The following is a 25,092-nucleotide window of genomic DNA, read 5'->3' as shown; positions in this document are numbered from 1 at the left end:
TATATCCGCTTCATTCCTCCTTAGCTCAATTGGCAGAGCATTCGACTGTTAATCGAAGGGTTGCTGGTTCAAGTCCAGCAGGAGGAGCGCACAGTCCCCGTTCCGGGTCACCGGGACGGGGACTTTTTGTATACCCGGAGGGGGTATTCGATTGTGGCGGAGTGCGCGGGTTCCGGATCCTGCGCCGCCGATTTCCCTAGCGGTAAAACCTTTGCTAATGTCATACCTGCTTCATTCCTCCTTAGCTCAATTGGCAGAGCATTCGACTGTTAATCGAAGGGTTGCTGGTTCAAGTCCAGCAGGAGGAGCAGACAGGTCCCGCGGCCGGTGAATAACCGGCTGCGGGGCCTTTTTTCTTGGCTCGATACGCTGCCCTGGCTTCCTGTGGTTCAGGTCACCGGGGCGGGCGCGGGGCCGTCGGTAAGACTCCGGGTTTCGGCGTACGAGCCCTCAGACGAAGAACATCTCTACCTGCAGGAAGCGCTCCGCCTCGGCCACGGCGGCTTGGAAGGCTTCATCCTCCGTGGGGGACTGCCGCGGCTCCCGCGGGTGCCACTCGTGGGCCGACGAATGGACGCGGGTGAAGCCGCCACGCGGGGGCGCGTAGAAGATGCCGAAGCGCTGCACCGGCCATTCGGGCGAGGTCTCGGGGGCCACCAGCAGGGCTGAGTCGTAGGCTGGGTTGTACCACTGCGCGATCGGCCGGCGCCGGTCCTCAGTGAACAGCCCGGCCGCATAGAGGGCCGCCGACTGGGGGCTGGTCTGCGAGCACAGCCGCTCCCACCACAGAGGCAGAATACCGTCGTCGCACCGCTGCCACGTGGCCGGTAGGGGAGGAGGGTCCTGCCAGTCAGGCACACAACAACTTTATCGCCAGCCGCAGGCCGCGAACAGGGCAGCATGGCCCCAGCCCAGTCTCCGCTGCTGGGCATGCCCCTACGTGCCGTCCAACACCGGACATGCCCCTTCTGCGCCTCGAAGCATGGACATATGCCTGTTATGTCCACCCTTGGTCGCGGGGACCGGGCATGTCCACCCTGGGAACATGAGCGATGCCCATGCCTGCCACCGGACATGCCCCTACGGTGCGTCGAAGCATGGACATATGCCTGTTATGTCCACTCTTGGTCTCGGGGACTGGGCATGTCCACCCTGGGAGCATGTGCGGTGCCCGTGCCTGCCATCGGACATGCCCCTAGGGTGCGTCGAAGCATGGACATATGCCTGTTATGTCCACTCTTGGTCGCGGGGACCGGGCATGTCCACCCTGTCGTCTCCGCAGGGGGCATACCCACCCGCGCGTGCCGTGCGTGGGGCATGTCCCCCAAAGGGCGGCCGGTGCTAGTGGATGGAAGGCACGGTCCGCGGCCGGACCACGAGCCAGAGTGACGCGGCCGCCAGGAGGATGCAGCCGGCCTGGACGGCCCCCATCGGCGTCGCCGAGCCGAGGCCCAGCCAGCCGACCACGGGGGAGATGATGCCGGCCATCAGGAAGGTCGCAGCACCGAGCAAGGAGGCTGCGGTTCCGGCCTGGGCGCCGTGCTTGGCCAGGGCCAGCACCTGGACGCAGGGGAAGGTGAATCCGGCGCCCAGGATGTAGAACCAGAGCGGCACCATGACGCCCCACAAGCCGAAGCCCAGCTGGTCGAAGACCACGATCAGCACCGCCATGAGGAACATCCACGCCGTCGAGCAGGCGAGGATCCACTGCGGCGGGACGCGCTTGATGAGCCGGGAGCTGGTCTGGACCCCAGCGACGATCCCCAGCGAGTTGATGCCGAACAGCAGGCCATACTGCTGCGGGGAGAAGCCGTACACGTCCTGGAACAGGAACGGCGAGGCCGAGAGATATGTGAAGAGACCGCCAAAGTTCATGCCGCCCAGCAGCAGCAGGCCAACGAAGATCCGGTCGGCGAAAAGGACGCCGTAGCGCTGGCGGACCGTCAGGCCTGTGGTGCCGCGCAGCTCGCGCGGCAAGGTCTCGCGCACCACAAACACGGCCGCGATGATCACGCAGCTGCCGTAGCCGGCAAGGAAGAAGAAGATGCCCGGCCACGGCATCAGCAGCAGCAGTTGCGATCCGATGACCGGTGCCAGGATCGGGGCCAAGCCGTTGACGAGCGCCATCCGGGAGAACATCCGGACCATCGCGTAGCCGCTGAAAAGGTCCCGCACCATCGCCATCGCCACCACGCCTCCGCCGGCGGCACCGATGCCCATGAGCACGCGGAAGAGGCCCAGCGTGCCGATGTCGGTGGAAAGGGCGGCCCCGAGCGAGGCTCCGATGTGCACCGCGGTGGCCAGGATCAGGGGAAGACGTCGTCCGAACTTGTCGCTCAGCGGCCCCACCACCAGCTGGCCCAGGGCGAAACCTACCGTCGTGCCGGTCAGGGTCAGCTGCACTGCGGCCTCGGTGACACCGAGGCTCGCCTCCAGGGCAGGAAATGCCGGCAGGTAGAGGTCCACCGTGAACGGCCCAAGGGCCGTCAAGGCGCCGAGCATCAGGATGTAGAGGAGCTTCCGACGGCGGGTCAGGGAGTCCCCGGGATTGCTGTGTGTATGCACAGAGGTCAATCCTAGGCCCGCCCGGCGTCGACCGCGGCGCCTGCCCGGCGCAGCCCGTCGCGCCTGCCCGGCGTAGCCCGCGGCGGCTGCCCGGCGCAGCCCGTCGCGCCTACCCGGCGCAGCCCGCTGCCCGGGACGGCCCAGCCCGACGTCGTCCGCACCAAGCAGCCCGACGACGCCGACGCGGTGCTCGCCGGGCGCCGTCGTAAGCCGCCGCACGGCGGCCCAGCCCGCCACGCCCGTCCCGACGGGCGCGCGCGGGACGCCGGCCGGACCCTGAATGGTAGTTTTGACACCTGGGAGTGCGCGAAGCCGCGCAGACCCGGCAATCCAGCGGAAGCGGAATCACAGATGGAACCAGTTAGGCGGAACCGATGAGCGGACGGCACACCGGCAGGACAAACGGGGGGCTGCGCCTTTCCGCGCTGCCCAAGACCCTGAAACTGATCTTCAAGCTGGCACCCCGGCAACTCAATGACGAGATTGCCTTCGCGAAGGCCGAACTCAAGCGCAAGGGCATCCAGCTCGGGGTCGCTGCAGCTTTCTTCGGCGTCGCCCTCGTCTTTGTCGCCTTCCTCGTGATCGGGCTCATCGTGGCGGCCATCATGGGCCTGGCCACCGTCATGCCGGCCTGGCTCGCGGCCCTGCTGGTCTGCGCCGCCTTCCTGGTAATTGCCCTGATCGTGGGCCTGATCGGCTACGGCCGGTTCAAGAAGGCCATGCCGCTGCTCCCCGAGGAGACCATCCGCGGCCTCAAATACGACCTCGGCATTGCGAAGGAAGGCTCTTCCTTCGACCCCGCCGTCCTTGACCCCAACTCCCCGCAGGCCAAGGCAGCCAAAGCCGCCAAGGAAGAGGCTGCCGCAAAGGCTAAGGCCGAAAAGGAAGCCAAGAAGGCCGCAGAACAGCCCGATCTGGGCCCCGCCCCGACCGAGGACGAGCTGCGCCGCCGGCTCGAGACGCGCCGCCGGCACCTCACCGGCGTGCGCGACGAGCTCGGCCAGGAACTCGACGTCAAGACCCAGGCCCAGGCCCTCCTCACCGCCACCCAGCACAAGCTGGAGGAGGGCAGGGAGCTCGTGGACGACAAGATCGCCGGGTTCCGCAGCCAGGCCAAGGCCTCGGCCGAAAGGGCCGCCACCCCCGGTGCCACGGCCAACAGGTCTGGAGCCGCTGCCGAACTCGGCAAGCGCTGGAAGCCGCTCGCCGCCCTTGCAGCTTCCACAACGGCGCTCGTGTTCCTGCTGCGCCGACTCCTCAAGGGCTAGGCTTCGCCCTGAACTCCGACACTAAATCGTTGCCGGCTGTGGAAAGGGGGAACGGATGAAGTTCATCGGCGCTGGCACACGCCCCGGACAGCCCCAGATCCATCACGACCTGGTCTTCACCGTTCCCAACCTGCTGACCGTGGTCCGGTTCCTCGGCGTCCCGCTCTTCATCTGGCTGGTCCTGGCCAAGCAGGAATACGGCGCCGCCGCCCTGGTGCTGGCGGTCATGGGCAGCACCGACTGGGTGGACGGCTACATTGCCCGCCGTTTCAACCAGATGTCCAAGCTGGGCCGCATCATGGATCCCATCGCGGACCGGCTCTCGCTCATCGCGGTGGCCGTCACCCTCGTGATCGCCGGCGTCGTCGAGTGGTGGTACCTGACCGCGCTGCTCGTCCCTGACCTTGTGCTGCTCTCCATCTCGCTGTTTTACTTCCACAGCCACCCGGACCTGCCCGTGAGCCGGACCGGCAAGATCCGCACCGCCCTGCTGCTGGTCGGCACCCCCCTGCTGGTGCTCTCCAAGCTGCCCGTCCCCGGGACCGACGCCTACTTTGTGGCTGCCTGGATCTTCCTGGGGCTGGGCCTCGTGGGGCACTGGATCGCGGCCTACAACTACTTCTGGGCCATCATCCGCAAGGGCCGGGACCTCAAAGCCGGCAACGCCCGCGGTCAGCACGCCAGCGAGGGCGACATCGACGACGGCGGCCTCCGCTGATGGTCTGGCTTGCGGTTGTGCTGGCGGTACTTGGCTCCTTCTTCCTGGCCTTCGGCGCCCAACGGCAGGGGAGTGCGGTCAAGGCAGACACCGGAGGGCTGGCGCTCAGTTCCCACGGACTGCTCCGCCTGATCCGCAACCCGCGCTGGGTCCTGGGGCTCATGCTGCTCTGCGTCGGGACGGCGATGAATGCCGTCGCCCTGGTCTCGGCGCCACTGACCGTGGTCCAGCCGATCGGAGCGATCGCCCTCGTCATCACCACCATCATCAATGCCAAAGACCAAGGGCTGAGCATGAACCGGGCCACCGTCGTGGCCATCAGTTCGTGCGTCACCGGTTCGGCCCTGTTCGTGGTGCTCGCTGTGAACGTCACCCAGGAAAACCACCACGTCAGCGGCTCGGACGAGCTGACCATCGTGCTGCTGCTGGCCCTGGCCGTAAGCCTCTTTGGAACACTGGCGCTGCTCTTCAACCACCGGATGAGCGCCTTCGTGTACATCCTCGGCGCCGGCGTCCTGTTCGGCTTCGTGGCGGTCCTGACCCGCATTATCGGCAAGCACCTGGTCGACCCGAACGGGCAGTTCCTGCTCAACGTCCAGTGGTACACGCTGGTCGCCATCCTTGCCGCCGGCGGGCTGGGCTCATGGTTTGTGCAGAGCGCCTACTCCGGAGGTCCGCCCGACCTCGTGATCGCCGGACTGACCGTCATCGACCCGATTATCGGCATCGCGATCGGCATCGTGATCCTGGGGGAGTTGCGGCCCGACGTCCACGCCGTGACGGCGATTGCCATGGGCGCGGCCGCACTCCTTGCTATCGTGGGAGTGATCGCCCTTTCAAGGCACCACCCCGAGGTCACCAAGCGCAAGAAGGACGCGCGGAAAGCCGCGGGACGGCTGTCCTAGGGCGGCGCCACAGACTTCTGGCGCAGGCCCGCCGCCTGTGCCGATGGCCAGCCGGCCACCACAGCCCCGCTGACCGCACCGTGACCACCAGGAGCTATCCCCGTGACCATGCCCGAGAATGACCAAGCCGACAAAAAGCTGACCATCCTGATTGCCGCTGACACCTACCCGCCGGATGTCAACGGTGCCGCACAGTTCGGCTACCGCTTGGCCAAGGGCATGACCGGCCGCGGGCATGACGTCCATGTCCTGGCGTGCCGGCCCAGCAAGGGCAAGAGCTTCAGCGAGTTCCGCGACGAGGCCACCGTGCACCGGCTCCGCTCGCACTCGGTGCCGACCCACGAGTACTTCCGGATCACCTTCCCGTGGGAGATCAAGAAGGAAATAGGCCTGCTGTTCGACCGGATCCAGCCGGACGTCGTGCACATCCAAAGCCATTACATGATCGGCGAACACGTCCTCTACGAGGCGGTCAAGCGCGGCATCAGGATCGTCGCGACCAACCACTTCATGCCCGAAAACCTCAACCCGTTCCTGCCCTTCCCGCAGTGGTTCAAGGACATCGTCGGCCGCGTGTCGTGGCGCGACATGGGCAAGGTCATGGGCCAGGCCGACGTCGTCACGACGCCGACGCCGCTCGCGGCCAAGGCCATGCACCAGCACGCCTTCCTGCGCAAGGTCCTGCCGCTGTCCAACGGCATCGATGCCGCAGCCTACGAACTGAAGCCGGGCGAGGAATCAACGCCGCACGCCAGCCCCACCGTGCTGTTCGTCGGCCGCCTCGCCGAAGAAAAGCACATCGACGTGCTGATCGACGCCGTAGCCAAGACGCCGGCGGCGCTCGACGTCCACCTGGAGGTCGTCGGCGGCGGCGAGGTCCGGCCCGCACTCGAGGCACAGGTGGAACGGCTGGGCCTGCAAGACCGTGTGAAGTTCCTTGGCCTGGCCAGCGACGAGGAACTGCGCCGGGCCTACCTGAGCGCGGACCTGTTCTGCATGCCCGGCACCGCCGAGCTGCAGTCCCTCGTCACCCTGGAGGCGATGTCCGCGTCCACCCCGGTGGTGCTGGCCGACGCCATGGCCCTGCCTCACCTGGTCCACGACGGCGAGAACGGCTACCTGTTCACGCCGAATGACAGCAACGACCTGGCGGCCAAGATCGAACGCGTGCTGTCGTTGCCGGCGGACGAGCGTGCGGCCATGGGCAAGGCGAGCCGAAGCATGGTGGAAAGCCACAGCATCGAACGCACCCTGCAAACCTTCGAGGACATCTACCGCGGCGCCAGCTACGACGACCTGGTCGTCTAAGCGGCCCGGATCGCCGTAGGCGGTCGTTGCCCGAGCCGGGGCGACTACTATTGCTAGAGTGTTTTTGCCCGGAATGGTCGGGCCCGTCAGGGCGTGACCGTTCCGGCCCACGGGGCTATAGCTCAGCTGGTTAGAGCGCGGGACTCATAATCCTAAGGTCCTCGGTTCAAGTCCGAGTAGCCCTACATCATCAACAGTTCCCTGGACACGCCGTGTCCCCGGGGCCGGAGCGGACGTCCTTCGTCAGCTGCGGCCCTTTTCGTCTCCCGCCCCAGGGGCCGGTCCAGCGACCGCGCCCAGCGGCCCCGCGCAGCGGCCTGCCCGGCGACCCCGCGCAGCGACCGTCCCGGCGACCCCCTGCCATCCGGCAGCCATCCCGCTGCGACCCGGTATCCGGGCGCACCCCTCGCCTCCTGCCGGGAGGATCCATGGCCTGCCGTGTGCCCCGTCACTTGCCACCCGGCCGAAAGCTGGGATATGTTACTCACGAGTAACATATCCGCGGCGCGAAGCCCGCGCCCTTTTGATCGCTGCCGATCACAAGTGAAGGAACAACATGTCCAAAGCTGCAATCGACATCAACAACCTCCCCTACGCCGATGGCGATTTCTTCGCTTTCGAACAGCTGCTCAGCGGCAAGGAGAAGGACCGGCTGGCGGAGGTGCGCGAGTTCCTGGCCCGTGAGGTGAAGCCGATCGCGGTGGACTGCTGGAACCGCGGCGAGTTCCCGATGGACCTGATCCCGAAGCTGGCCGAGATCGACCTGGTCAGCCCGGTCAAGCGCCAGGGCTACTCGAATCTCTTCGCCGGGATCCTGCATGCCGAGGCAACCCGTGCGGACACCTCGATCGCCACCTTCTTGGGCGTGCACGACGGGCTCTTCACCGGCTCGATCGAGGCGCTCGCCTCGCAGGAGCAGCAGGACGCCTGGCTGCCGGACATCTACTCCCTGAAGAAAATCGGCGCCTTCGGCCTGACCGAGCCGCTGGGCGGCTCCGACGTCGCCGGTGGCACGCGCACCACCGCCCGGCGCGAGGGTGACAGCTGGATCCTCAACGGAGCCAAGCGCTGGATCGGCAACGCCACCTTCTCCGACTGGGTGGTCATCTATGCCCGCGACCTCGCCGACAACCAGGTCAAGGGCTTCCTCGTGGACACTAAGACCGAGGGATACACTGCCACCAAGATCGAGAACAAGATCTCGCTGCGCACCGTCCAGAACGCCGACATCACCCTCGAGAACGTCGTGGTGCCGGACTTCTTCAAGCTGGCCAACGCCAACAGCTTCCGGGACACCAACAAGGTCCTGAAGGTTACCCGCCTGTCCGTCGCGTGGCAGGCCGTCGGCCAGCAGCTCGCCGCGTTCGACGTCGCCCGCCGCTACGCCGTCGAGCGCAGCCAGTTCGGCCGCCCGATCGCCTCCTTCCAGCTGGTCCAGCACCAGCTCGTGCAGATTCTCGGCAACGTCGTCAGCTCGATGGGCATGATGGTCCGCCTGTCCCAGCTTGAGGACGCCGGCGAGGCCAAGGACGAGCAGTCGGCCCTGGCCAAGGCGTTCACCACGGCGCGGATGCGCGAAAGTGTCGCCATCGGCCGCAGCCTCCTCGGCGGCAACGGCATCGTCACGGACTACGAGATGGCCAAGATCTTCTCCGACGCCGAAGCGATCTACTCCTACGAGGGCACCCACGAGATCAACACCCTCGTCACCGGCCGGGCAATCACGGGGATCTCGGCCATCGTCTAATCGGTCCTCGGCCGGCCGTGCACGCCGGCCGTCCCGCGCAGCACCCTTGCGGCCCTTCATCCGGAGCCGCCCTGTCCCGGACCGGGATTCACGGGCGGCAGCAGGATGGAGGGCCGCAGGTCCATCACGAAGGCCAGCGGATTGAGGTAATCGTCGCCGCGCCGCACGCCCCAGTGGATGCAGGGCGTCCCGCCGCAGTGGCCGGGCAGCGCCCGTCCCAGCACCGACCCCTCCGCGACGGCCTCGCCGGGCCGCAGCGTGCTTGCGACGGGTTCGAAACTGCTCCGCAGGCCGTTGCCGTGGTCGATGGTGACCACCGGCCGGTCCACCACAAAGCCCACAAAGGCGACCGTGCCCGCCGCCGGCGAGGTCACCGGAGCGCCGTCGTACGCAGCCTGCAGGTCCACGCCGCGGTGGCCGCTGAGCCAGGGCCGGTCCGGCGGGTCGAAGACGCGCAGCACCGCGGGCCTGGGGGAGAGCGGCCAGCTCCAGCTCCCGGGTGGGGAAGCCGGCTGTCCTGTTGCCGGGGCCGGGACTAGCAGCAATGCTGCGAATAAGAGAGTAGCCTTCATGCTGTCAGCCTGCGGCGGCCGGCCCGGGCCCGGAAAGTCCCCTCGAAGGCTATGTGGATTTCCCGCCGGAGCCACACTCGGAGCCCCCTCCGCGGGCACCCCGAGACGGTCCATTCGGGCAGGTCTGCTGTAGTACACTTGGTGGAGCAGTTTGCTGTGCCCTCATGCCTTGTTCACTTTGGCTGGATCCGTTTTTGTTCCAGTCATTTGGAGCGGCAGCACATCTCATTCAGGAGTGCGGGAGCAGTGGCTGACTACGCGTATCCAGCCCTCCCTGTCCGAAGCCCGGCTTCCGGGTGCGGAGGACTGCGCCTCTTACGGTCCGGCCCCAGGGTCCGGATGAGGGGTGCGGTGGATGCCAGGAGGAACACCCGCCTGGGTGTTGCTAAATAACCGTCAACTATTGGCAGGGTAAGAGAGCCCAGGGCTTTCTCATGAATGACCTGCCGGAAGGAGCGTCGGCATGCCCGTCGTAACTATGCGCCAGCTGCTTGACAGCGGCGTCCACTTTGGACACCAGACCCGTCGTTGGAACCCGAAGATGAAGCGTTTCATCTTCACGGAGCGCAACGGCATCTACATCATTGACCTGCAGCAGTCGCTGTCCTACATCGACCGTGCCTACGAGTTCGTGAAGGCCACCGTTGCACACGGCGGCACCGTCCTCTTCGTCGGTACCAAGAAGCAGGCACAGGAAGCCATCGCCGAGCAGGCAACCCGCGTCGGCCAGCCGTACGTGAACCAGCGTTGGCTCGGCGGTATGCTGACCAACTTCCAGACGGTTTCCAAGCGCATCCAGCGCATGAAGGAACTCGAAGAGATCGACTTCGACGACGTCGCCGGTTCCGCTTACACGAAGAAGGAACTGCTGCTCCTTCGCCGCGAGCTGACCAAGCTGGAGACCAACCTCGGTGGTATCCGCAACCTGACCAAGGCGCCTTCGCTCCTCTGGGTTGTCGACACCAAGAAGGAACACCTCGCCGTTGACGAGGCCAAGAAGCTGAACATCCCGGTTGTGGCCATCCTGGACACCAACTGCGATCCGGACGAAGTCGACTTCCCGATCCCGGGCAACGACGACGCCATCCGCTCCGTAAACCTGCTGACCCGCGTTGTTGCCGACGCCGTTGCTGAGGGCCTGATCGCCCGCAACCAGCGCGCCACCGGCACCACGGAAGCTCCGGAAGAGCCGCTGGCCGAGTGGGAGCGCGAGCTCCTCGAAGGCAGCAAGGCCGAAGAGGCTGCCGCTCCGGCCGCCGCTGAAGCTGCTGCTCCGGAAGCCGCAGAGGCTGCCCCGGAGGCTCCCGCCGCCGAAGCTGCCCCGGCCGCTGACGCTGCCGAAGCTGCTCCGGCCGCCGACGAAGCCAAGTAGTCAGACAAGTAAATCTGGATCTCCCCGACCGCTGCAGGCAGCTGCCTGCTGCGCAAGGGGTACTGACAGGATGGCCGCTCACTCGGTGAGCAGCCGTCCTGTCAGTCCGTACACCACACAAAATTTCTAGACAGAGGGGTTCACATGGCGAACTACACTGCCGCTGATATCAAGGCTCTGCGCGAGCGCACCGGCGCCGGCATGATGGATGTCAAGAAGGCTCTTGACGAAGCCAACGGTGACGCCGAGAAGGCCATCGAAATCATCCGCATCAAGGGCCTCAAGGGCGCCACCAAGCGCGAAGGCCGCTCCACCGCGGAAGGCCTGGTTGCTGCCAAGGTCGACGGCGGCGTCGGCGTGATGATCGAGGTCAACTGCGAGACCGACTTCGTCGCCAAGGCTGACAAGTTCATCCAGCTCGCCGACAAGGTGCTCGCTGTTGCTGTTGAGTCCGGCGCTGCCGACCTCGACACCCTGCTGGCCACCGACGTCGACGGCAAGCCGCTCTCCGAGGTCGTCGTCGAAGAAGGCGCCATCCTGGGCGAGAAGGTTGTCGTCCGCCGTATTGCCCGCATCGAGGCCCCCACGGTCGACGCGTACCTGCACAAGACCTCCAAGGACCTCCCGGCCCAGGTCGGCGTGCTGTTCGCCGTTGACGGCGAAGGCGAAGCTGCTGCCACCGCCGCCCACGACGTCGCCGTGCACATCGCCGCGATGGCCCCGAACTACCTGACCCGCGAGGACGTTCCGTCCGAGCTGGTCGAGTCCGAGCGCCGCATCGCCGAGGAAACCGCCAAGGCCGAGGGCAAGCCCGAGGCTGCCATGACCAAGATTGTGGAAGGCCGCGTTACCGGCTTCTACAAGGGCGAGGTCCTCGTTGACCAGGCATTCGCCAAGGATGCCAAGAAGTCCGTCGCGCAGGTCCTCGAAGAGGCCGGCGTCAAGGCAACCGCTTTCACGCGTTTCCGCGTCGGTTCCTAAGTAAGTCACGCTGAGGGGGTGGTCACTGCGGTGGCCGCCCCTTTTGCATGCATCCGCTCACGCTGGCCCGGGGCGGAATGCAGCCTTTGGCCCCCGGCACGATAACCTTTTTCAGAGCTCACCAACGGGAAGGCACCATGGATACCGTCAACAATTCAGCCCAGCCAAAGAAGACCAGGCGCCGCGTGCTCCTGAAGCTGTCCGGCGAGGTCTTCGGCGGCGGCAAACTGGGCGTTGACCCGGACACGGTCCGCGGAGTCGCCAAGCAGATCGCGGCCGCCGTTCCCGACGTCGAGGTCGCAATCGTCGTCGGCGGCGGGAACTTCTTCCGCGGCGCCGAACTCTCGCAGAGCGGCATGGACCGCTCCCGCGCCGACTACATGGGCATGCTCGGCACCGTGATGAACTGCCTCGCCCTCCAGGACTTCCTGGAACAGGCCGGCGTGGAGACCCGCGTGCAGAGCGCCATCACCATGGGCCAGGTTGCCGAGGCGTACATTCCGCGCCGCGCCATCCGCCACATGGAGAAGGGCCGCGTCGTGATCTTCGGCGCCGGCGCCGGCCTGCCGTACTTCTCCACCGACACCGTCGCCGCGCAGCGCGCCATGGAGGTGCACGCCGACGTCGTCCTGATGGCCAAGAGCGGGGTCGACGGCGTCTACACCGCCGATCCGAAGAAGGACCCCTCAGCCGAGAAACTGCACCGGCTCAGCTACGACGAGGCCCTGCGCCGCGATATCCGGGTCATGGACCAGACGGCGATGACCATGTGCAAGGACAACAACCTGACCATGGTGGTGTTCGGCATGGAGGGCGAAGGCAACGTCACCCGGGCCATCCGCGGCGAGGACCTGGGCACCGTAGTCACCCCCTAGCTGCGGCTAGGATGTTTTTAGGACAGCTCCGCTCCCCGGGCAAAGGGGTGCGCACCAATTTCTGAGGAGAGAACGTGATCGAAGAAACCTTGCTCGAAGCCGGGGACAAGATGGACAAGGCGGTTGAGGTAGCCAAGGAAGACTTCGCCTCGATCCGCACCGGACGTGCCACCCCGGGCCTGTACAACAAGGTTCTGGTGGACTACTACGGTTCGCCGACGCCGCTGCAGCAGCTGGCCTCCTTCGCTGTCCCGGACGCCCGCACCATCCTCATCACCCCGTTCGACAAGACCGCCCTGCGGGACATCGAGCGGGCCCTGAGCGACTCCGAGGTGGGGGCCAACCCCTCCAACGATGGCAACGTCATCCGGATCACCATCCCGGAGCTGACCAAGGAACGCCGCAAGGAATACGTCAAGATCGTCAAGTCCAAGGGCGAGGACGCCAAGGTGTCCATCCGCAACATCCGCCGCAAGGCCAAGGAAACCCTGGACAAGCTGGTTAAGGACGGCGAAGCCGGCGAAGACGAGGGCACCCGCGGCGAGAAGGAACTCGACGCCCTGACCAAGGCCCACGTCGACGGCATCGACGAGCTGCTCAAGCGCAAGGAAGCCGAGCTGCTCGAGGTCTGATGGGGGACGAACAGCAGGCATCCGGACCTCGCGTCCGGGTGCGGGGGAGAGAGCGGAAGAATCCGACGCCCAAAGCCGGCAGGAACCTTCCTGCCGCCACGGCGGTAGGCCTTGCCATGCTCTTCGCCGTGCTGGGCGGCCTGCTGTTCCTGCCCCTGGCCTTCGTACTGATCGTCACCGCCTTTGCCGTTTTCGGCGTCTGGGAGGTGTTCCGCGCGCTGGAGGCCTCCGGCACCCGGCTGCCCATCATCCCGGCGATGACGGGCACCGTGGCGATGCCGCTCGCAGCCTACTTCGGCGGCCCCGAAAGTCTACTGTTCGCGCTGCTGCTGAGCAGCGTCGCGGTGCTCCTGTGGCGCTCCCTGGAGGGGGCGGCCGGGTCCGCGCGCAGCATCTTCGCCGGCGTCTTCACGATGACATGGGTTCCGTTCCTGATCAGTTTCGCCGTGCTGCCGCTGCATGCCTCCGGCGGCGTCACCCCGATCGGACCCTGGCCCGGCGGTGTGGTGCCGATCGGGGCCTGGCAGATCGGCACCCTGCTGCTGCTGGTGGTCTCCAACGACACCTTCGGCTACCTCGTCGGTGCCTCGCTGGGCAAGCACCCGATGGCCCCCAAGATCAGTCCGAAGAAGTCCTGGGAAGGCTTCGGCGGGTCGATCGCGGGCGCCGTCCTGGTCGGCATCCTTGCCAGCGTCTACGTGCTGGGCGAACCCTGGTGGTTCGGCGCCGCCCTCGCCGTGGGCATGGTCGCCGCGGCGACCGCCGGCGACCTGGCCGAATCCATGGTCAAACGCGAACTCGGCATCAAGGACATGAGCAGCATCCTGCCCGGCCACGGGGGAGTCATGGACCGCCTTGACTCCATCGTTTTCGCCTCCCCGGTGGCATTCATGATCTTCTCCGCCGGCGCCGGCGGCTAGGGCGGCATCCCGCCTCCTCCCGGTGCCTAGAATGGTGCCGGGCAAACACGCCTGAAGTTGGCGCAACCAGAGCCGAACGGCATCGAAGGAAACATAGTTACAGTGGACATTCAACGGCAGATTCCGGCCTCCTTTGACCGCGTTCAGCGGAACCAGTACGGCTACAACGCCAAGCAGGTGGACCAGTTCCTGCAGCGCGCGCGGGTCTCGTTCGAAACACCCCAGGCCGCGGGACGGGCGGTCAAGAGCGCCGATGTCCGGGCCGTCTCCTTCGACCCGGTCAAGGGCGGCTACTCAGCCGCCGGGGTGGACGCGGCCCTGGACCGCCTCGAGGACGCCCTGGCCCGCCGGGAACGCGACGAACTGATCGGGGAGCGCGGCGAGGAAGCCTGGCTGCGTGAAATCGGCCGGCTCGCGGGCCTGCTCCGCGGCCGCCTGCACCGCCCCGACGGCCAGCGCTTCCGCCGCCCGGCCAAGGCCAAGGTGCGCAGTTACAACACCACCGACGTCGACGACCTTTGCCACGAGCTGATCGGCTACCTCGAGGAGGACCAGCCGCTCAGCGTGGACAACATCCGCCGCGCCGTCTTCCGTCCCGCCGTCGGACGCGAAGGCTACGAGGAAAGCCAGGTCGACGCGTTCCTGGACCGCGTCGTTGAACTGATGGCCGCGATCGACTGACGCCACCGGCCGACGCGTCACAGACTGGCGCGTCACCGTTCGGTGGCGAGCGGCCGTTCCGGGGTGTGCAGCCTGGTCATCAGCCGGGTGATGGTCCGCGGAATCCGGCCCTGGGTGGCCCGCGAGACGAGGACCATCACCGTGAACGCAGCCGGGACCGTCCACGCGGCCGGCTGCGCGAGCCACGGCGGCGTGCCGGCGGAGCCCAGCATGGCGCCGGCCAGCATGGCGCCGCCGCAGGACACCGCCCCGGTCAGCATTCCGGCGATCGCGCCGGCGTCTGTCAGCCCGCGCCACCAGATGCCCAGCAACAGCACGGGGCAGATGGTCGAGGCCGTGAAGGCAAAGACCAGCCCCACGCTCCCGGCCAGCGCCGTGGAGTCCGTCATGGTCGCGATCCCCAGCGGAACCACTGCCGAGATCAGCGCCGCGAGCCGGAACCCGCGCACGCTGCCGCCCAGGATGTCCTGGCTGATGACACCCGCCAGCGACACCACCAGCCCCGAGGTGGTGGACAGGAAGGCGGCGAAGGCGCCCGCCACCACCAGCGCGGAGAGCAGGTCGCCTGCCGTTCCGCCGATCATCCGGCCCGGCAGCAGCAGCACCAGGGCATCGGCCTGGCCGCTCTTGGCCAGCCCCGGGGCGAACGTCCGCCCGATCAGGCCGTACGCCGTCGGGAACAGGTAGAAGACCGAGAGCAGGCCGAGCACAATCAAGGTCGTCCGGCGCGCCGACTGGCCGTCCGGGTTGGTGTAGAAGCGCACCAGCACGTGCGGCAGCCCCAGGGTCCCGAACAGCAGCGCCACCAGCAGCGAGATGTTCTGGTAGGGCCCGGCCGGGGCCATCGCGGTGGGGTTCACCGACGCCTCGGCGACCGCACGCGAGCCGTTGCCGGCCAGCACCAGCAGGATGAACAGCGCAGGGACGGCCAGCGCGGTCAGCTTCAGCCAGTACTGGAACGCCTGGACGAAAGTGATGGAGCGCATCCCGCCGGACACCACCGTCACGCACACGACGGCGACCACGGCCACCTGTCCCACCCAGGCCGGCAGCCCGGTGGTGATCCGGATGGCCAGCGCCGCGCCGTGGAGTTGCGGGACGATGTAAAGCCAGCCGACCACCACCACCACGAAGCTCGTGACCCGGCGGACCGCCCGGGAATCCAACCGGGCCTCGGTGAAATCGGGAATCGTGTACGCGCCGGACCGGCGGAGCGGGGCGGCCACGAACAACAGGAGCATCAGATATCCCGCTGTGTACCCGACCGGGAACCACAAGGCATCGGTGCCGGAAAGCAGGATGAGTCCGGCGACGCCGAGGAAACTGGCGGCGGACAAGTACTCGCCGCCGATCGCCGAGGCGTTCCACCAGGGCCGCACCGTGCGGGAGGCGACGTAGAAATCCCCGGTGGTGCGCGAGACCCTGAGGCCGTAGAAACCAATGACGGCGGTGGCCAGCGAGACCGCCGCGAAGGCCGCGATGCCGACGACCGGGTTCACCCGCGCCTCACTTGTCCCCGGCCAGGTCGCGGTAGCGGGACTCGTTCCGCGCGGCCGTGCGGACGTACAGCCAGGCGCTGAGCCCGATCACCGGGTAGATCCCGGCGCCCAGCAGGACCCAGTCGAAGGGCAGCCCCGCGATCCGCAGCTCGGCCAGGCCAGGCACCAGCCCCAGTATCAGCGCGAAGGCGAGCAGGATGAGCAGGAAACCGGCGGCCACCACGATGCCAAGCCGGAGCTGGGAGCGGATTAGAGAGCGGACGAACACCTGCCCGGCGTCGGATTCCTCGGCGGCCTCGCGCGTGTCGGCGGCCGAGCGCCCGGCGGCGATGCTGCCTGACGCGGCGCTGCCTACCTTGAAGCTGCGCGGTGCGGTGACGCGGACCCGGGTCATGCCTGCGGCCGGATCCGGGTCGCCTCGAGTTTCTCCCGGACCGGCGGCAGGTGCCGGCGGCTGATCGGCAGTTCGGCCCCGGCGACGGTCACGCTGGGACGGGCCGCGGCCAGTTTCATGTGGCCGACGTGGTTCAGGGCGATCAGGTACGAGCGGTGGATACGCAGGAACCCGGCATCGGCCCACTGCTGCTCGAGGTCTGCCAGCGGCACCCGGATGAGGTAGCTGGCGTCCGCGGTGTGCAGCCTGGCGTAGTCGCCCTGCGCCTGGACGTAGGTGACGTCCTCGCGCCGGATCATCTTGGTGGTTCCACCCAGATCCACCGTGATCATCTCCGGCGCCGGTGCCCCCTCACGGATCAGCTCACTGATGCGTCCGATCGACCTGGCCAGCCGCTCGGCGCGGACCGGCTTGAGCAGGTAGTCGACGGCCGCCAGCTCGAACGCCTCCAGCGCGCAGTCCTCGTCGGCGGTGACGAAGACGACGGCGGGAGGCTTGGCGCTGCGGGCGATGACCCGGGCGATGTCCAGGCCGGAGAGGGCCGGCATATGGATGTCCAGGAACACGGCGTCGACCTCCTGGGACTCGAGGGCGCGCAGCGCCTCGGCGCCGGAGGAAGCACGGTGGATCGCTCCGATCCGCTCGTCCCGGCCCAGCAGGAAGGCCAACTCCTCGACAGCGGGCAGCTCGTCATCGGCGACGAGGACGTTAATCATGGTTCTAGGGTACTGCCGGGTATGGGCTCAGGCGTCGTGCCGCGGCTGGGACTTGGGCACCCGCATGGTGATCAGGGTGCCTTCGCCCGGCGCCGTCTCGATCACCAGGCCGTTGTCCTCGCCGTACACCTGCCGCAGCCGGGCATCGACGTTGTGCAGGCCGACGTGTTCGCCGTCGCTGTGCCCGGCCAGGACGGCACGCAGTTTCTCGGGATCCATGCCGACGCCGTCGTCTTCGATGGTCACCTCGGCGAAGGCGCCGGAGTCGTTGGCCGTGATGCTGATGTGGCCCGGGCCCTCCTTGGCCTCCAGCCCGTGCCGGACCGCGTTCTCCACCAGCGGCTGCAGGCTCAGGAACGGGATGACGGTGCTGAGCACCTCGGGGGCGATCCGCAGGCTCACCTGCACCCGGTCGCCGAAGCGCGCGCGCTCCAGGAGCAGGTACCGGTCAATGCAGCGCAGTTCCTCGGCCAGCGTGGTGAAGTCGCCGTGCCGGCGGAAGGAATATCGGGTGAAATCCGCGAACTCCACCACCAGCTCGCGGGCGCGGACCGGGTCGGTGTTGATGAAGGACGCGATCGCGTTCAGCGAGTTGTAGATGAAGTGCGGGCTGATCTGGGCCCGGAGCGCACGGACCTCGGCCTCCATCAGCAGCGTCCGGGACGCGTCCAGCTCGGCCAGTTCCACCTGCGTCGCCACCCAGTCGGCCACCTCACTGGTGGCGCGCACCAGCCCCGCGCCGGCCGCCGGGGCGAAGGCCGCCACCACGCCCACCACCCGGGTGCTGGCCTTGATCGGGGCGATCACGACGGCGCGTTCCGTCCCGGGGGCCAGCGGCGCGGCGGCCTTGCCGTTGGCGAGCAGTTGCAGTTCGCCTGCCGGGATCACGGCGGTGTGGCCGCCTTCCAGTACCTTGGCGGCGAGGCCCATCAAGGCGGGCTTGAGCTCTTCGGCGGCACCGTCCCAGGCCAGCACCCCGGTCGTGTCGGTGATCGCCAGGGCATCGCAGCCCAGCAGGCTGCGCAGCTGGCGGCTCGCCTTGGCTGCGCCGGCCGGGTTCAGTCCGGTGCGCAGATACTGGCCGGCGCGGGACGCCGCGTGCAACGTCTTGTAGGTGGCGCGTTCCGCGTCGGTACCCAGCTCGCGGAAGGAGCGCAGGACCTTGAGCCCTACAGCCACGACGACGGCGATTGCCAAGGCGATCACGGCGATCGCCGCGGCGGTGAAGAGGGGAGAGTCCGGCATGCTGCCAGCGTAGCGTGGCGGCCCGCAGGCCGGGGGAGACCACCGGCGGAACGGCCGAAAGGCGCCGTTGGGCGCAGCATCGCGACCGTTGAGCGACGGGAAACACGGCGGTGCTGGAATGTAATACGCATCACGAGGCACAGTGATTGCAGTCACACAAGGCCGGAAGTCTGTTTCCCGGAGCCCGGGGTAACCGGGGGTGGCTCGCCAGTCTCAATGAGGAGGAACGATGGGTCACGAAGCCCAAGAAACGGACGCACCGGCGTTCGTGGACTTCAAGGAAGTCCAATCGACGGAGCAGTTTCAGGAACTGCGTAAACGTCACCGCAGCTTTGTCTTTCCGATGGCCATCGCATTCCTGCTGTGGTACTTCGCCTACGTCCTGCTGGCCGACTACGCGGTGGGCTTCATGTCCACCAAGGTCTGGGGCAACATCAACATCGGCCTGATCCTGGGCCTGCTGCAGTTCGTCTCCACGTTCGCCATCACCGGCTGGTACGTCAGCTACTCGAACCGGAAACTGGACCCGATCGCCGCCGATATCCGCCACGGAATCGAAGGCCACGAGTTCGACAAGCACGGCAACCGAGTGAGCGGAGAAACAAAATGACGTTTATGGTTCCCGCGGTCAACGTTGCGGATCTCAAGGACACCACCGCGCTGAACATGGGCATCTTCGCCCTATTCGTCGCGATCACCATGGTCATCGTCGTCAGGGCGAGCCGAAACAATAAGACCGCGGCGGACTACTATGCCGCCGGCCGCTCCTTCACGGGCCCGCAAAACGGCACCGCGATCGCCGGCGACTACCTCTCTGCGGCTTCGTTCCTCGGTATCACCGGCGCCATCGCCATCAACGGCTATGACGGCTTCATGTACTCCATCGGTTTCCTCGTGGCGTGGCTCGTCGCGTTGCTCCTGGTGGCCGAACTGCTGCGCAACACCGGCAAGTTCACCATGGCCGACGTCCTTTCATTCCGGCTCAAGCAGCGCCCAGTCCGCATCGCCGCGGCCATCTCGACCTTGGCCGTTTGCTTCTTCTACCTGCTGGCCCAGATGGCGGGAGCCGGCAGCCTGATCTCGCTGCTGCTGGGCATCAGCGACTGGGGCGGCCAGGCGCTCGTGATCGTCGTCGTCGGCGCCTTGATGATCATGTATGTGCTGATCGGCGGCATGAAGGGCACCACCTGGGTCCAGATCATCAAGGCCATGCTGCTCATTGCCGGCGCGGCCGTCATGACCTTCTGGGTGCTGGCCATCTACGGCTTCAACCTCTCCGACCTGCTCGGCGGCGCGGTGGAAACCTCGAAGAACCCGAGCATCCTGAACCCGGGCCTGCAGTACGGCAAGACCGAGACCTCCAAGCTTGACTTCATGTCCCTTGGCCTGGCGCTCGTCCTCGGCACGGCGGCCCTGCCGCACGTCCTGATGCGCTTCTACACGGTTCCGACCGCCAAGGAAGCCCGCAAGTCCGTGGTGTGGTCCATCTGGCTGATCGGTATCTTCTACCTGTTCACGCTGGTCCTGGGCTATGGCGCAGCCGCGCTGGTGGGTGCCGACACGATCAAGGGGGCGCCGGGCGGCGTCAACTCGGCAGCGCCGCTGCTGGCCTTCCACCTGGGCGGACCCCTGCTGCTCGGATTCATCTCCGCGGTGGCGTTCGCCACGATCCTGGCCGTCGTCGCCGGCCTCACGATCACGGCGGCAGCGTCCTTCGCGCATGACATCTATGCCAGCGTCATCGCCAAGGGCAAGGCCGACGCCAATACCGAGGTCAAGGTTGCCCGTCGCACGGTCGTCGTGATCGGGTTGCTCGCCATCATCGGCGGAATTTTCGCCAACGGACAGAACGTCGCGTTCCTCGTAGCACTCGCCTTCGCGGTGGCGGCCTCGGCCAACCTGCCCACGATCGTGTACTCGCTGTTCTGGCGCCGGTTCACCACCCAGGGAGCCATCTGGAGCATGTACGGCGGGCTCGGCTCGGCCATCATCCTGATCGCGCTCTCCCCGGTGGTCTCCGGCGCCAAAACGTCGATGATCCCGGGGGCCAACTTCGCGATCTTCCCGTTGAGCAACCCCGGCATCGTCTCCATCCCGCTCGCCTTCCTGCTGGGCTGGCTGGGCACGGTCCTGGACAAGAAGCTCGAAGACACCACCAAGCAGGCCGAAATGGAGGTCCGCTCCCTGACCGGGGTGGGCGCCGAAAAGGCCACCAACCACTAAACGCCCGGCCGGGCCGCGGACCACAAGCAGGCGGCCCCGGCAGGCAACACCAATGACGAGGAGCCCCCGTGCAGTTGCACGGGGGCTCCTCTTTGCCTTGCGGTTGCCAGGCAGTCAGGTGAACGGCTCAGGCCTCCGCGGAGCCGCGTTCCAGCAGCGGCTGGATCCGGAAGGGAATCAGTTCACCCATGGCCAGGGCGGTATCGGTGCGCTCCACGCCGTCGCAGGCGAGGATCTTGCCGTTGATCCGGAAGAGGTCCTCGGCGTCGAGGGCGACCACCCGGAGCAGCAGGTCGGCGGAACCGGTGAGGCCGTAGCCTTCCAGGATTTCCGGGATGCCCGCCAGTTCCACCGCCAATTGGCCCAGTTTCTGCTGCTGGACGTGGACGGAGATGAACGCCATCAGGGGATAGCCCAGGGCGGCCGGGTTGATCCGGCGTTCGAAGGAGAGGAAGACGTGCTTTTTCTCCAGCTGGGCCATCCGGGCCTGCACCGTATTGCGCGACAAGCCCAGCTTCTGCGCCAGTGCCACCACGGTACGCCGGGGATCCCTCGCCATGGCCGAAAGTAGGCGGGTGTCGGTGCCATCCAAAGCTTGCATAATGCGCAAGGTTAGCACGGTCCCAAAGGGCCAGACAGGGCAGAATGCTCAATTTATTCGAGGGTGGTTGTACCCAATGGCAGTTGTGAGTAGGGTCACAATTATCCGGGGCAACGGCGCCCGGGTGGCCGTCGCGCGTAGGGATCACGAGTCCCGCGGGCAGGGTCAGACGACGTCAGAAGGTGCGGACAAACTGTGTTTACCGACGACGCGGGCAAGGGCGGCATTGCCGCCGGCGGCCCCGGGAACAGTGCAGAATCAAACAGGCGCTCGGGCGGCGATCTCGTCCAGCTCATCACCCCGGGAGGTGAGCGCGTAAGCCATCCGGAGTTCGACTCCTGGGTCCAGGACGTGAGCGACGAACAACTCACCTCGCTCTACGAGGACATGGTGGCCATCCGCCGGATCGACGCCGAGGCCACCGCCTTGCAGCGCCAGGGTGAGCTCGCCCTGTGGCCTCCGCTGCTGGGCCAGGAAGCATCCCAGATCGGCTCGGCACGTGCGCTCCGCCACGACGACTTCGTCTTCCCCAGCTACCGTGACAACGGTGTCGCCTATGTCCGCGGGGTCCAGCCGGCGGACATCGTGAAAGCCTGGCGCGGCAACGCCCTGGCCGGCTGGGATCCCTACACGGTGAACGTGGCGACGCAGCAAATCATCATCGGCGCCCAGTCGCTGCACGCCACCGGGTACGCCATGGGGATCCAGAACGACGGCGCTGATTCGGTGGCCGTGGCCTACTTCGGCGACGGCGCCACCAGCGAAGGCGACGTCAACGAGGCCATGGTCTTCGCGGCGAGCTTCCAGGCCCCCGTGGTCTTCTTCTGCCAGAACAACCACTGGGCCATCTCCGAGCCCGTTATGCTGCAATCCCACATCCAGATCGCGGACCGCGCCTCCGGCTTCGGCATCCCGAGCATGCGTGTCGACGGCAATGACGTGCTGGCCGTCATGGCCGCCACAAGGATCGCCATCGACCGTGCCCGCCGCGGCGGGGGACCCACCTTCATTGAGGCCGTCACCTACCGGATGGGACCGCACACGACGGCGGATGACCCCACCCGCTACCGGGACGCCAACGAGCTCGAGGACTGGGCCGCGAAGGACCCGATCGCCAGGCTGAAGACCCTGCTCGACCGTAAGGGCCTGCTGACCGCAGAGCTGGAAACCGCCGTCGCCGCCAAAGCCGACGCCGTCGCCAAGGAACTGCGCTCCGGCACCATCAACATGCCGGAACCGGCACCGCTGGACATCTTCAAGCACGTGTACAGCACGCCCAACTCCTCGCTGGAGCGCCAGCAGGACCACTACACCCGTTACCTGGCTTCCTTCGGCGATCCCGCAGAGGCCGCTTCCGAAGAAGGTGCACGCTGATGACGCAGATGACCTTTGCCCGAGCCATTAATTCGGGCCTGCGCAAGTCCCTCGAAAACGATCCCAAGGTGATCCTCATGGGCGAGGACATCGGCACCCTCGGCGGTGTCTTCCGCGTCACCGACGGCCTGCAGAAAGACTTCGGGAAGCACCGCGTGGTGGACACCCCGCTCGCCGAATCCGGCATCCTCGGCACCGCCGTCGGCCTCGCCTACCGCGGCTACCGCCCGGTGGTGGAAATCCAGTTCGACGGCTTCATCTACCCGGCGTTCGACCAGATTGTCAGCCAGGTTGCCAAGATGCACTACCGCACCCAGGGCGCGGTCAAGATGCCGATCACCATCCGCGTGCCCTTCGGCGGCGGCATCGGCTCACCGGAACACCATTCCGAGTCGCCCGAGGCCTACTTCACCCACACCTCGGGCCTGCGCGTCGTCAGCGTCTCCAACCCGCAGGACGCCCACACCATGATCCAGCAGGCCATCGCCTCTGACGATCCGGTGCTCTACTTCGAGCCCAAGCGCCGCTACCACGACAAGGGCGAAGTCGATGAGTCGCTCGACCTCGCCGCCGCCCTGTCCATGGAGAAAGCGCGCGTGGTCACCGAGGGCACCGACGTGACGCTGGTCGCCTACGGTCCGCTCGTGAAGACCGCCCGCGACGCCGCGCTCGCTGCCGCGGATGAAGGCGTCTCCGTCGAGGTGATCGACCTGCGCTCGCTGGCCCCGCTGGACTTCGCGACCCTGGAGGCCTCGGTCCAGAAGACCGGCCGGCTGGTCATCACGCACGAAGCCAGCCAGTCCGGCGGCCTCGGCGCCGAAGTGGCCGCCAGCATCACGGAACGCTGCTTCTACCACCTCGAAGCGGCGCCCGTCCGGGTGACCGGCTTCGATGTCCCGTACCCGTATTCAAAGCTTGAAATGCACCACCTGCCGGGCCTGGACAGGATCCTCGACGGCGTCGACCGGGCCCTGGGCCGCCCCAACTCCCTTAGCGGGCTGGAAGGATGACCGCCACCATGATCAAGGAATTCCGGCTTCCGGACCTCGGCGAAGGCCTGACGGAATCAGAAATCGTCGCGTGGAAGGTGGGCGTCGGGGACACCGTCACGCTTAACCAGATCATCGCCGAGGTGGAAACAGCCAAGGCCGTCGTCGAACTGCCCTCGCCGTTCGCCGGCGTCGTGACGGCGCTGCATGAGCAGCCGGGCACCGTGGTTGAGGTCGGCAAGCCGATCGTCTCCTTCGAGATCGAGGGCGACGACGGCGGCGGTGACTCCGGGGAAGCCCCCGCCAAGCGGGAACCGAACCTGGTAGGCTACGGCGCCGTGCTGGAAGGCTCCGGCCGTCCGGCCCGCCGCGCCCGCAGCTTCGCCGCCGCGGCAGCCCCGGCAGCTCCGGCGGCTCCCGCTGAAACCCCGGCTGCCGCGCCGGTCGTGGCAGCCGTGCAGACCGTGGCCGAACCCGCGCCGGTGGCAGACACCCATGGCGCTGACACCACTCCGGCAGAGCGTCCGCGCTCCACGCCGCCGGTGCGCAAGTTGGCCAAGGACCTCGGCGTCGACCTCGGAGCCATCACCGGCACGGGGGAGCGCGGGCTCATCACCCGCGATGACGTGCGGAACTTCGTTGGCGGCGGCGACCTTCCGGTGGCGCCCCAGGAACTCGCCGGCGGCCAGGCCGCTGCGCCGGCACCGGTACAGGGCGAGCGGGAAACCCGGACCCCGATCAAGGGCGTGCGGAAGTTCACCGCGGCGGCCATGGTATCCAGCGCCTTCACGGCGCCGCACGTCACCGAGTTCCTGACCCTCGACGTCACGCCCACCATGGAGCTGCTGGGCCGGCTCAAGGCCAGCCGCTCGTTCGCGGGCTACAAGCTGACACCGCTGACGCTGGTGTCCAAGGCTGTGCTGATCGCGCTGCGCAACCACCCGACGCTCAACGCCCGGTGGGACGAGGCCAACCAGGAGATCGTCCAGTTCAACTACGTCAACCTCGGCATCGCGGCCGCCACGCCGCGGGGGCTGACCGTGCCGAACATCAAGGACGCGGACCAGATGTCGCTGCTGCAGCTGTCTACCGCGCTTACGGAGCTGACTGAGACCGCCCGGGCCGGCAAAACGGCCCCGGCGGACCTCTCCGGCGGGACCATCTCCATCACGAACATCGGCGTCTTCGGCATCGACGCCGGCACGCCCATCCTCAACCCCGGCGAGGCCGCCATCCTGGCTCTCGGCGCGGTGCGGAAGATGCCGTGGGAGTACCAGGACGAGGTGGCGCTGCGCCAGGTCATGACGCTGAGCCTGTCCTTCGACCACCGGCTGGTCGACGGCGAACAGGGCTCCCGCTTCCTGCAGGACCTGGGCGCCATCCTCGCCGATCCCGGCATGGCGCTGGCGATGGTCTAGGCACTTCGGGGCCGGGCATCCACGCTATGGGTGCCCGGCCTTTTGCCGTCCGGGGGCACTTTGAGGGCAATGTTCGACGGCTGGCCCTG

General features: G+C 67.1%; 24 protein-coding genes and 3 tRNA genes. 19 read left to right on the top strand and 8 right to left on the bottom strand.

All coding sequences use genetic code 11. From position 1 onward, the window contains the following. Window positions 1-14 precede the first annotated feature (14 nt). Together AC1DH3_RS15620 and AC1DH3_RS15615 are read left to right on the top strand one after the other, a co-directional pair. Window positions 15-87: transfer RNA gene (locus AC1DH3_RS15620), tRNA-Asn, on the top strand. A gap of 148 nt (window positions 88-235) precedes the next feature. Continuing rightward, window positions 236-308 (top strand) — tRNA-Asn (locus AC1DH3_RS15615). A 142-nt stretch (window positions 309-450) separates the two neighbouring features. Here the strand turns inward: AC1DH3_RS15615 and AC1DH3_RS15610 are convergent. Continuing rightward, entirely contained in the window at window positions 451-858 is a 408-nt protein-coding gene (locus AC1DH3_RS15610) for a hypothetical protein (RefSeq protein ID WP_476893526.1), read from the bottom strand. A 483-nt stretch (window positions 859-1,341) separates the two neighbouring features. Beyond that, window positions 1,342-2,502, bottom strand: coding sequence for a multidrug effflux MFS transporter (locus AC1DH3_RS15605; RefSeq protein ID WP_441419369.1), 1,161 nt, complete (start codon window positions 2,500-2,502; stop codon window positions 1,342-1,344). Window positions 2,503-2,939: 437 nt separating this feature from the next. Here AC1DH3_RS15605 and AC1DH3_RS15600 point away from each other — a divergent pair, with 437 nt between their 5' ends. The 6 genes from AC1DH3_RS15600 (at window position 2,940) to AC1DH3_RS15575 (ending at window position 8,511) form a co-directional block, all read left to right on the top strand. Next, window positions 2,940-3,833, top strand: a complete 894-nt coding sequence (locus tag AC1DH3_RS15600; protein WP_476909719.1) for a phage holin family protein — start codon at window positions 2,940-2,942, stop codon at window positions 3,831-3,833. Window positions 3,834-3,888: 55 nt separating this feature from the next. Next, a complete protein-coding gene (locus AC1DH3_RS15595; protein WP_441419314.1) occupies window positions 3,889-4,551 on the top strand; it encodes a CDP-alcohol phosphatidyltransferase family protein in 663 nt (220 codons plus the stop codon). Continuing rightward, window positions 4,551-5,456 (top strand): DMT family transporter, encoded by a 906-nt coding sequence (locus AC1DH3_RS15590; protein WP_476909718.1) that lies wholly within the window; start codon window positions 4,551-4,553, stop codon window positions 5,454-5,456. Before AC1DH3_RS15595 ends, AC1DH3_RS15590 begins: the two co-directional genes overlap by 1 nt. Window positions 5,457-5,564: 108 nt before the next feature. Continuing rightward, window positions 5,565-6,764 carry a glycosyltransferase gene (locus AC1DH3_RS15585; protein ID WP_441419370.1) on the top strand — a complete coding sequence of 400 codons (1,200 nt, stop codon included), beginning with the start codon at window positions 5,565-5,567 and terminating at the stop codon, window positions 6,762-6,764. Window positions 6,765-6,875: 111 nt separating this feature from the next. After that, a tRNA-Ile gene (locus tag AC1DH3_RS15580) sits at window positions 6,876-6,949 on the top strand. A gap of 371 nt (window positions 6,950-7,320) precedes the next feature. Further along, window positions 7,321-8,511 (top strand): acyl-CoA dehydrogenase family protein, encoded by a 1,191-nt coding sequence (locus AC1DH3_RS15575; protein WP_441419316.1) that lies wholly within the window; start codon window positions 7,321-7,323, stop codon window positions 8,509-8,511. Between the two features lie 56 nt (window positions 8,512-8,567). Here the strand turns inward: AC1DH3_RS15575 and AC1DH3_RS15570 are convergent, their stop codons facing one another. Then, on the bottom strand, window positions 8,568-9,083 hold the full coding sequence (locus AC1DH3_RS15570; protein WP_476909717.1) for a murein hydrolase activator EnvC family protein: 516 nt from the start codon (window positions 9,081-9,083) through the stop codon (window positions 8,568-8,570). Between the two features lie 463 nt (window positions 9,084-9,546). Here AC1DH3_RS15570 and rpsB point away from each other — a divergent pair, with 463 nt between their 5' ends. From rpsB to AC1DH3_RS15540, 6 genes are all read left to right on the top strand, one after another. Further along, on the top strand, window positions 9,547-10,455 hold the full coding sequence (rpsB, locus tag AC1DH3_RS15565) for a 30S ribosomal protein S2 (protein ID WP_476893531.1): 909 nt from the start codon (window positions 9,547-9,549) through the stop codon (window positions 10,453-10,455). 144 nt (window positions 10,456-10,599) lie between these two features. Next, entirely contained in the window at window positions 10,600-11,436 is an 837-nt protein-coding gene (gene tsf / locus AC1DH3_RS15560) for a translation elongation factor Ts (protein WP_441419319.1), read from the top strand. Between the two features lie 137 nt (window positions 11,437-11,573). Then, window positions 11,574-12,311: a UMP kinase gene (gene pyrH, locus AC1DH3_RS15555; protein WP_146335261.1), complete on the top strand. Its 738-nt coding sequence runs from the start codon at window positions 11,574-11,576 to the stop codon at window positions 12,309-12,311. Between the two features lie 74 nt (window positions 12,312-12,385). Further along, the gene (gene frr / locus AC1DH3_RS15550) at window positions 12,386-12,943 is read left to right on the top strand and encodes a ribosome recycling factor (RefSeq protein WP_138769830.1); all 558 of its coding nucleotides are present in this window, start codon (window positions 12,386-12,388) and stop codon (window positions 12,941-12,943) included. Further along, window positions 12,943-13,863 carry a phosphatidate cytidylyltransferase gene (locus AC1DH3_RS15545; RefSeq protein ID WP_476893532.1) on the top strand — a complete coding sequence of 307 codons (921 nt, stop codon included), beginning with the start codon at window positions 12,943-12,945 and terminating at the stop codon, window positions 13,861-13,863. The genes frr and AC1DH3_RS15545 overlap by 1 nt, the downstream gene beginning before the upstream one ends. A gap of 102 nt (window positions 13,864-13,965) precedes the next feature. Further along, window positions 13,966-14,544 carry a DivIVA domain-containing protein gene (locus tag AC1DH3_RS15540; RefSeq protein WP_441419321.1) on the top strand — a complete coding sequence of 193 codons (579 nt, stop codon included), beginning with the start codon at window positions 13,966-13,968 and terminating at the stop codon, window positions 14,542-14,544. Between the two features lie 32 nt (window positions 14,545-14,576). Here the strand turns inward: AC1DH3_RS15540 and AC1DH3_RS15535 are convergent, their stop codons facing one another. From AC1DH3_RS15535 to AC1DH3_RS15520, 4 genes are read right to left on the bottom strand one after another with little or no spacing between them, the layout of a single operon-like run. Then, window positions 14,577-16,043: a sodium/solute symporter gene (locus AC1DH3_RS15535; RefSeq protein WP_476893533.1), complete on the bottom strand. Its 1,467-nt coding sequence runs from the start codon at window positions 16,041-16,043 to the stop codon at window positions 14,577-14,579. A gap of 7 nt (window positions 16,044-16,050) precedes the next feature. Next, window positions 16,051-16,437 carry a hypothetical protein gene (locus tag AC1DH3_RS15530; protein ID WP_441419323.1) on the bottom strand — a complete coding sequence of 129 codons (387 nt, stop codon included), beginning with the start codon at window positions 16,435-16,437 and terminating at the stop codon, window positions 16,051-16,053. Beyond that, complete coding sequence (locus tag AC1DH3_RS15525) at window positions 16,434-17,153, bottom strand: LytR/AlgR family response regulator transcription factor (RefSeq protein WP_175323149.1); 720 nt, start codon at window positions 17,151-17,153, stop codon at window positions 16,434-16,436. Before AC1DH3_RS15525 ends, AC1DH3_RS15530 begins: the two co-directional genes overlap by 4 nt. 27 nt (window positions 17,154-17,180) lie before the next feature. Then, entirely contained in the window at window positions 17,181-18,398 is a 1,218-nt protein-coding gene (locus tag AC1DH3_RS15520; protein WP_441419324.1) for a sensor histidine kinase, read from the bottom strand. A gap of 229 nt (window positions 18,399-18,627) precedes the next feature. On the opposite strand from AC1DH3_RS15520, the gene AC1DH3_RS15515 reads away from it, so the two are divergent. Continuing rightward, entirely contained in the window at window positions 18,628-19,008 is a 381-nt protein-coding gene (locus tag AC1DH3_RS15515) for a DUF485 domain-containing protein (RefSeq protein ID WP_441419325.1), read from the top strand. Then, window positions 19,005-20,621: a solute symporter family protein gene (locus tag AC1DH3_RS15510; RefSeq protein WP_441419326.1), complete on the top strand. Its 1,617-nt coding sequence runs from the start codon at window positions 19,005-19,007 to the stop codon at window positions 20,619-20,621. Before AC1DH3_RS15515 ends, AC1DH3_RS15510 begins: the two co-directional genes overlap by 4 nt. A 127-nt stretch (window positions 20,622-20,748) precedes the next feature. Here AC1DH3_RS15510 and AC1DH3_RS15505 read toward each other — a convergent pair whose 3' ends face one another. After that, window positions 20,749-21,222 carry an Lrp/AsnC family transcriptional regulator gene (locus tag AC1DH3_RS15505; protein ID WP_441419327.1) on the bottom strand — a complete coding sequence of 158 codons (474 nt, stop codon included), beginning with the start codon at window positions 21,220-21,222 and terminating at the stop codon, window positions 20,749-20,751. Window positions 21,223-21,417: 195 nt separating this feature from the next. Here AC1DH3_RS15505 and pdhA point away from each other — a divergent pair, with 195 nt between their 5' ends. Genes pdhA through AC1DH3_RS15490 form a run of 3 tightly spaced genes read left to right on the top strand, consistent with a single transcriptional unit; the run spans window position 21,418 to window position 25,003 of the window. Then, the gene (gene pdhA / locus AC1DH3_RS15500) at window positions 21,418-22,596 is read left to right on the top strand and encodes a pyruvate dehydrogenase (acetyl-transferring) E1 component subunit alpha (RefSeq protein WP_476909716.1); all 1,179 of its coding nucleotides are present in this window, start codon (window positions 21,418-21,420) and stop codon (window positions 22,594-22,596) included. Further along, window positions 22,596-23,606: an alpha-ketoacid dehydrogenase subunit beta gene (locus AC1DH3_RS15495; RefSeq protein ID WP_476909715.1), complete on the top strand. Its 1,011-nt coding sequence runs from the start codon at window positions 22,596-22,598 to the stop codon at window positions 23,604-23,606. Before pdhA ends, AC1DH3_RS15495 begins: the two co-directional genes overlap by 1 nt. Next, a complete protein-coding gene (locus AC1DH3_RS15490; RefSeq protein ID WP_476909714.1) occupies window positions 23,603-25,003 on the top strand; it encodes a dihydrolipoamide acetyltransferase family protein in 1,401 nt (466 codons plus the stop codon). Before AC1DH3_RS15495 ends, AC1DH3_RS15490 begins: the two co-directional genes overlap by 4 nt. Window positions 25,004-25,092: the final 89 nt, after the last annotated feature.

The sequence above is a fragment of the Arthrobacter sp. 05L428 genome, from assembly GCF_056397665.1.
This window is presented reverse-complemented; position numbering and strand designations above follow the sequence as displayed.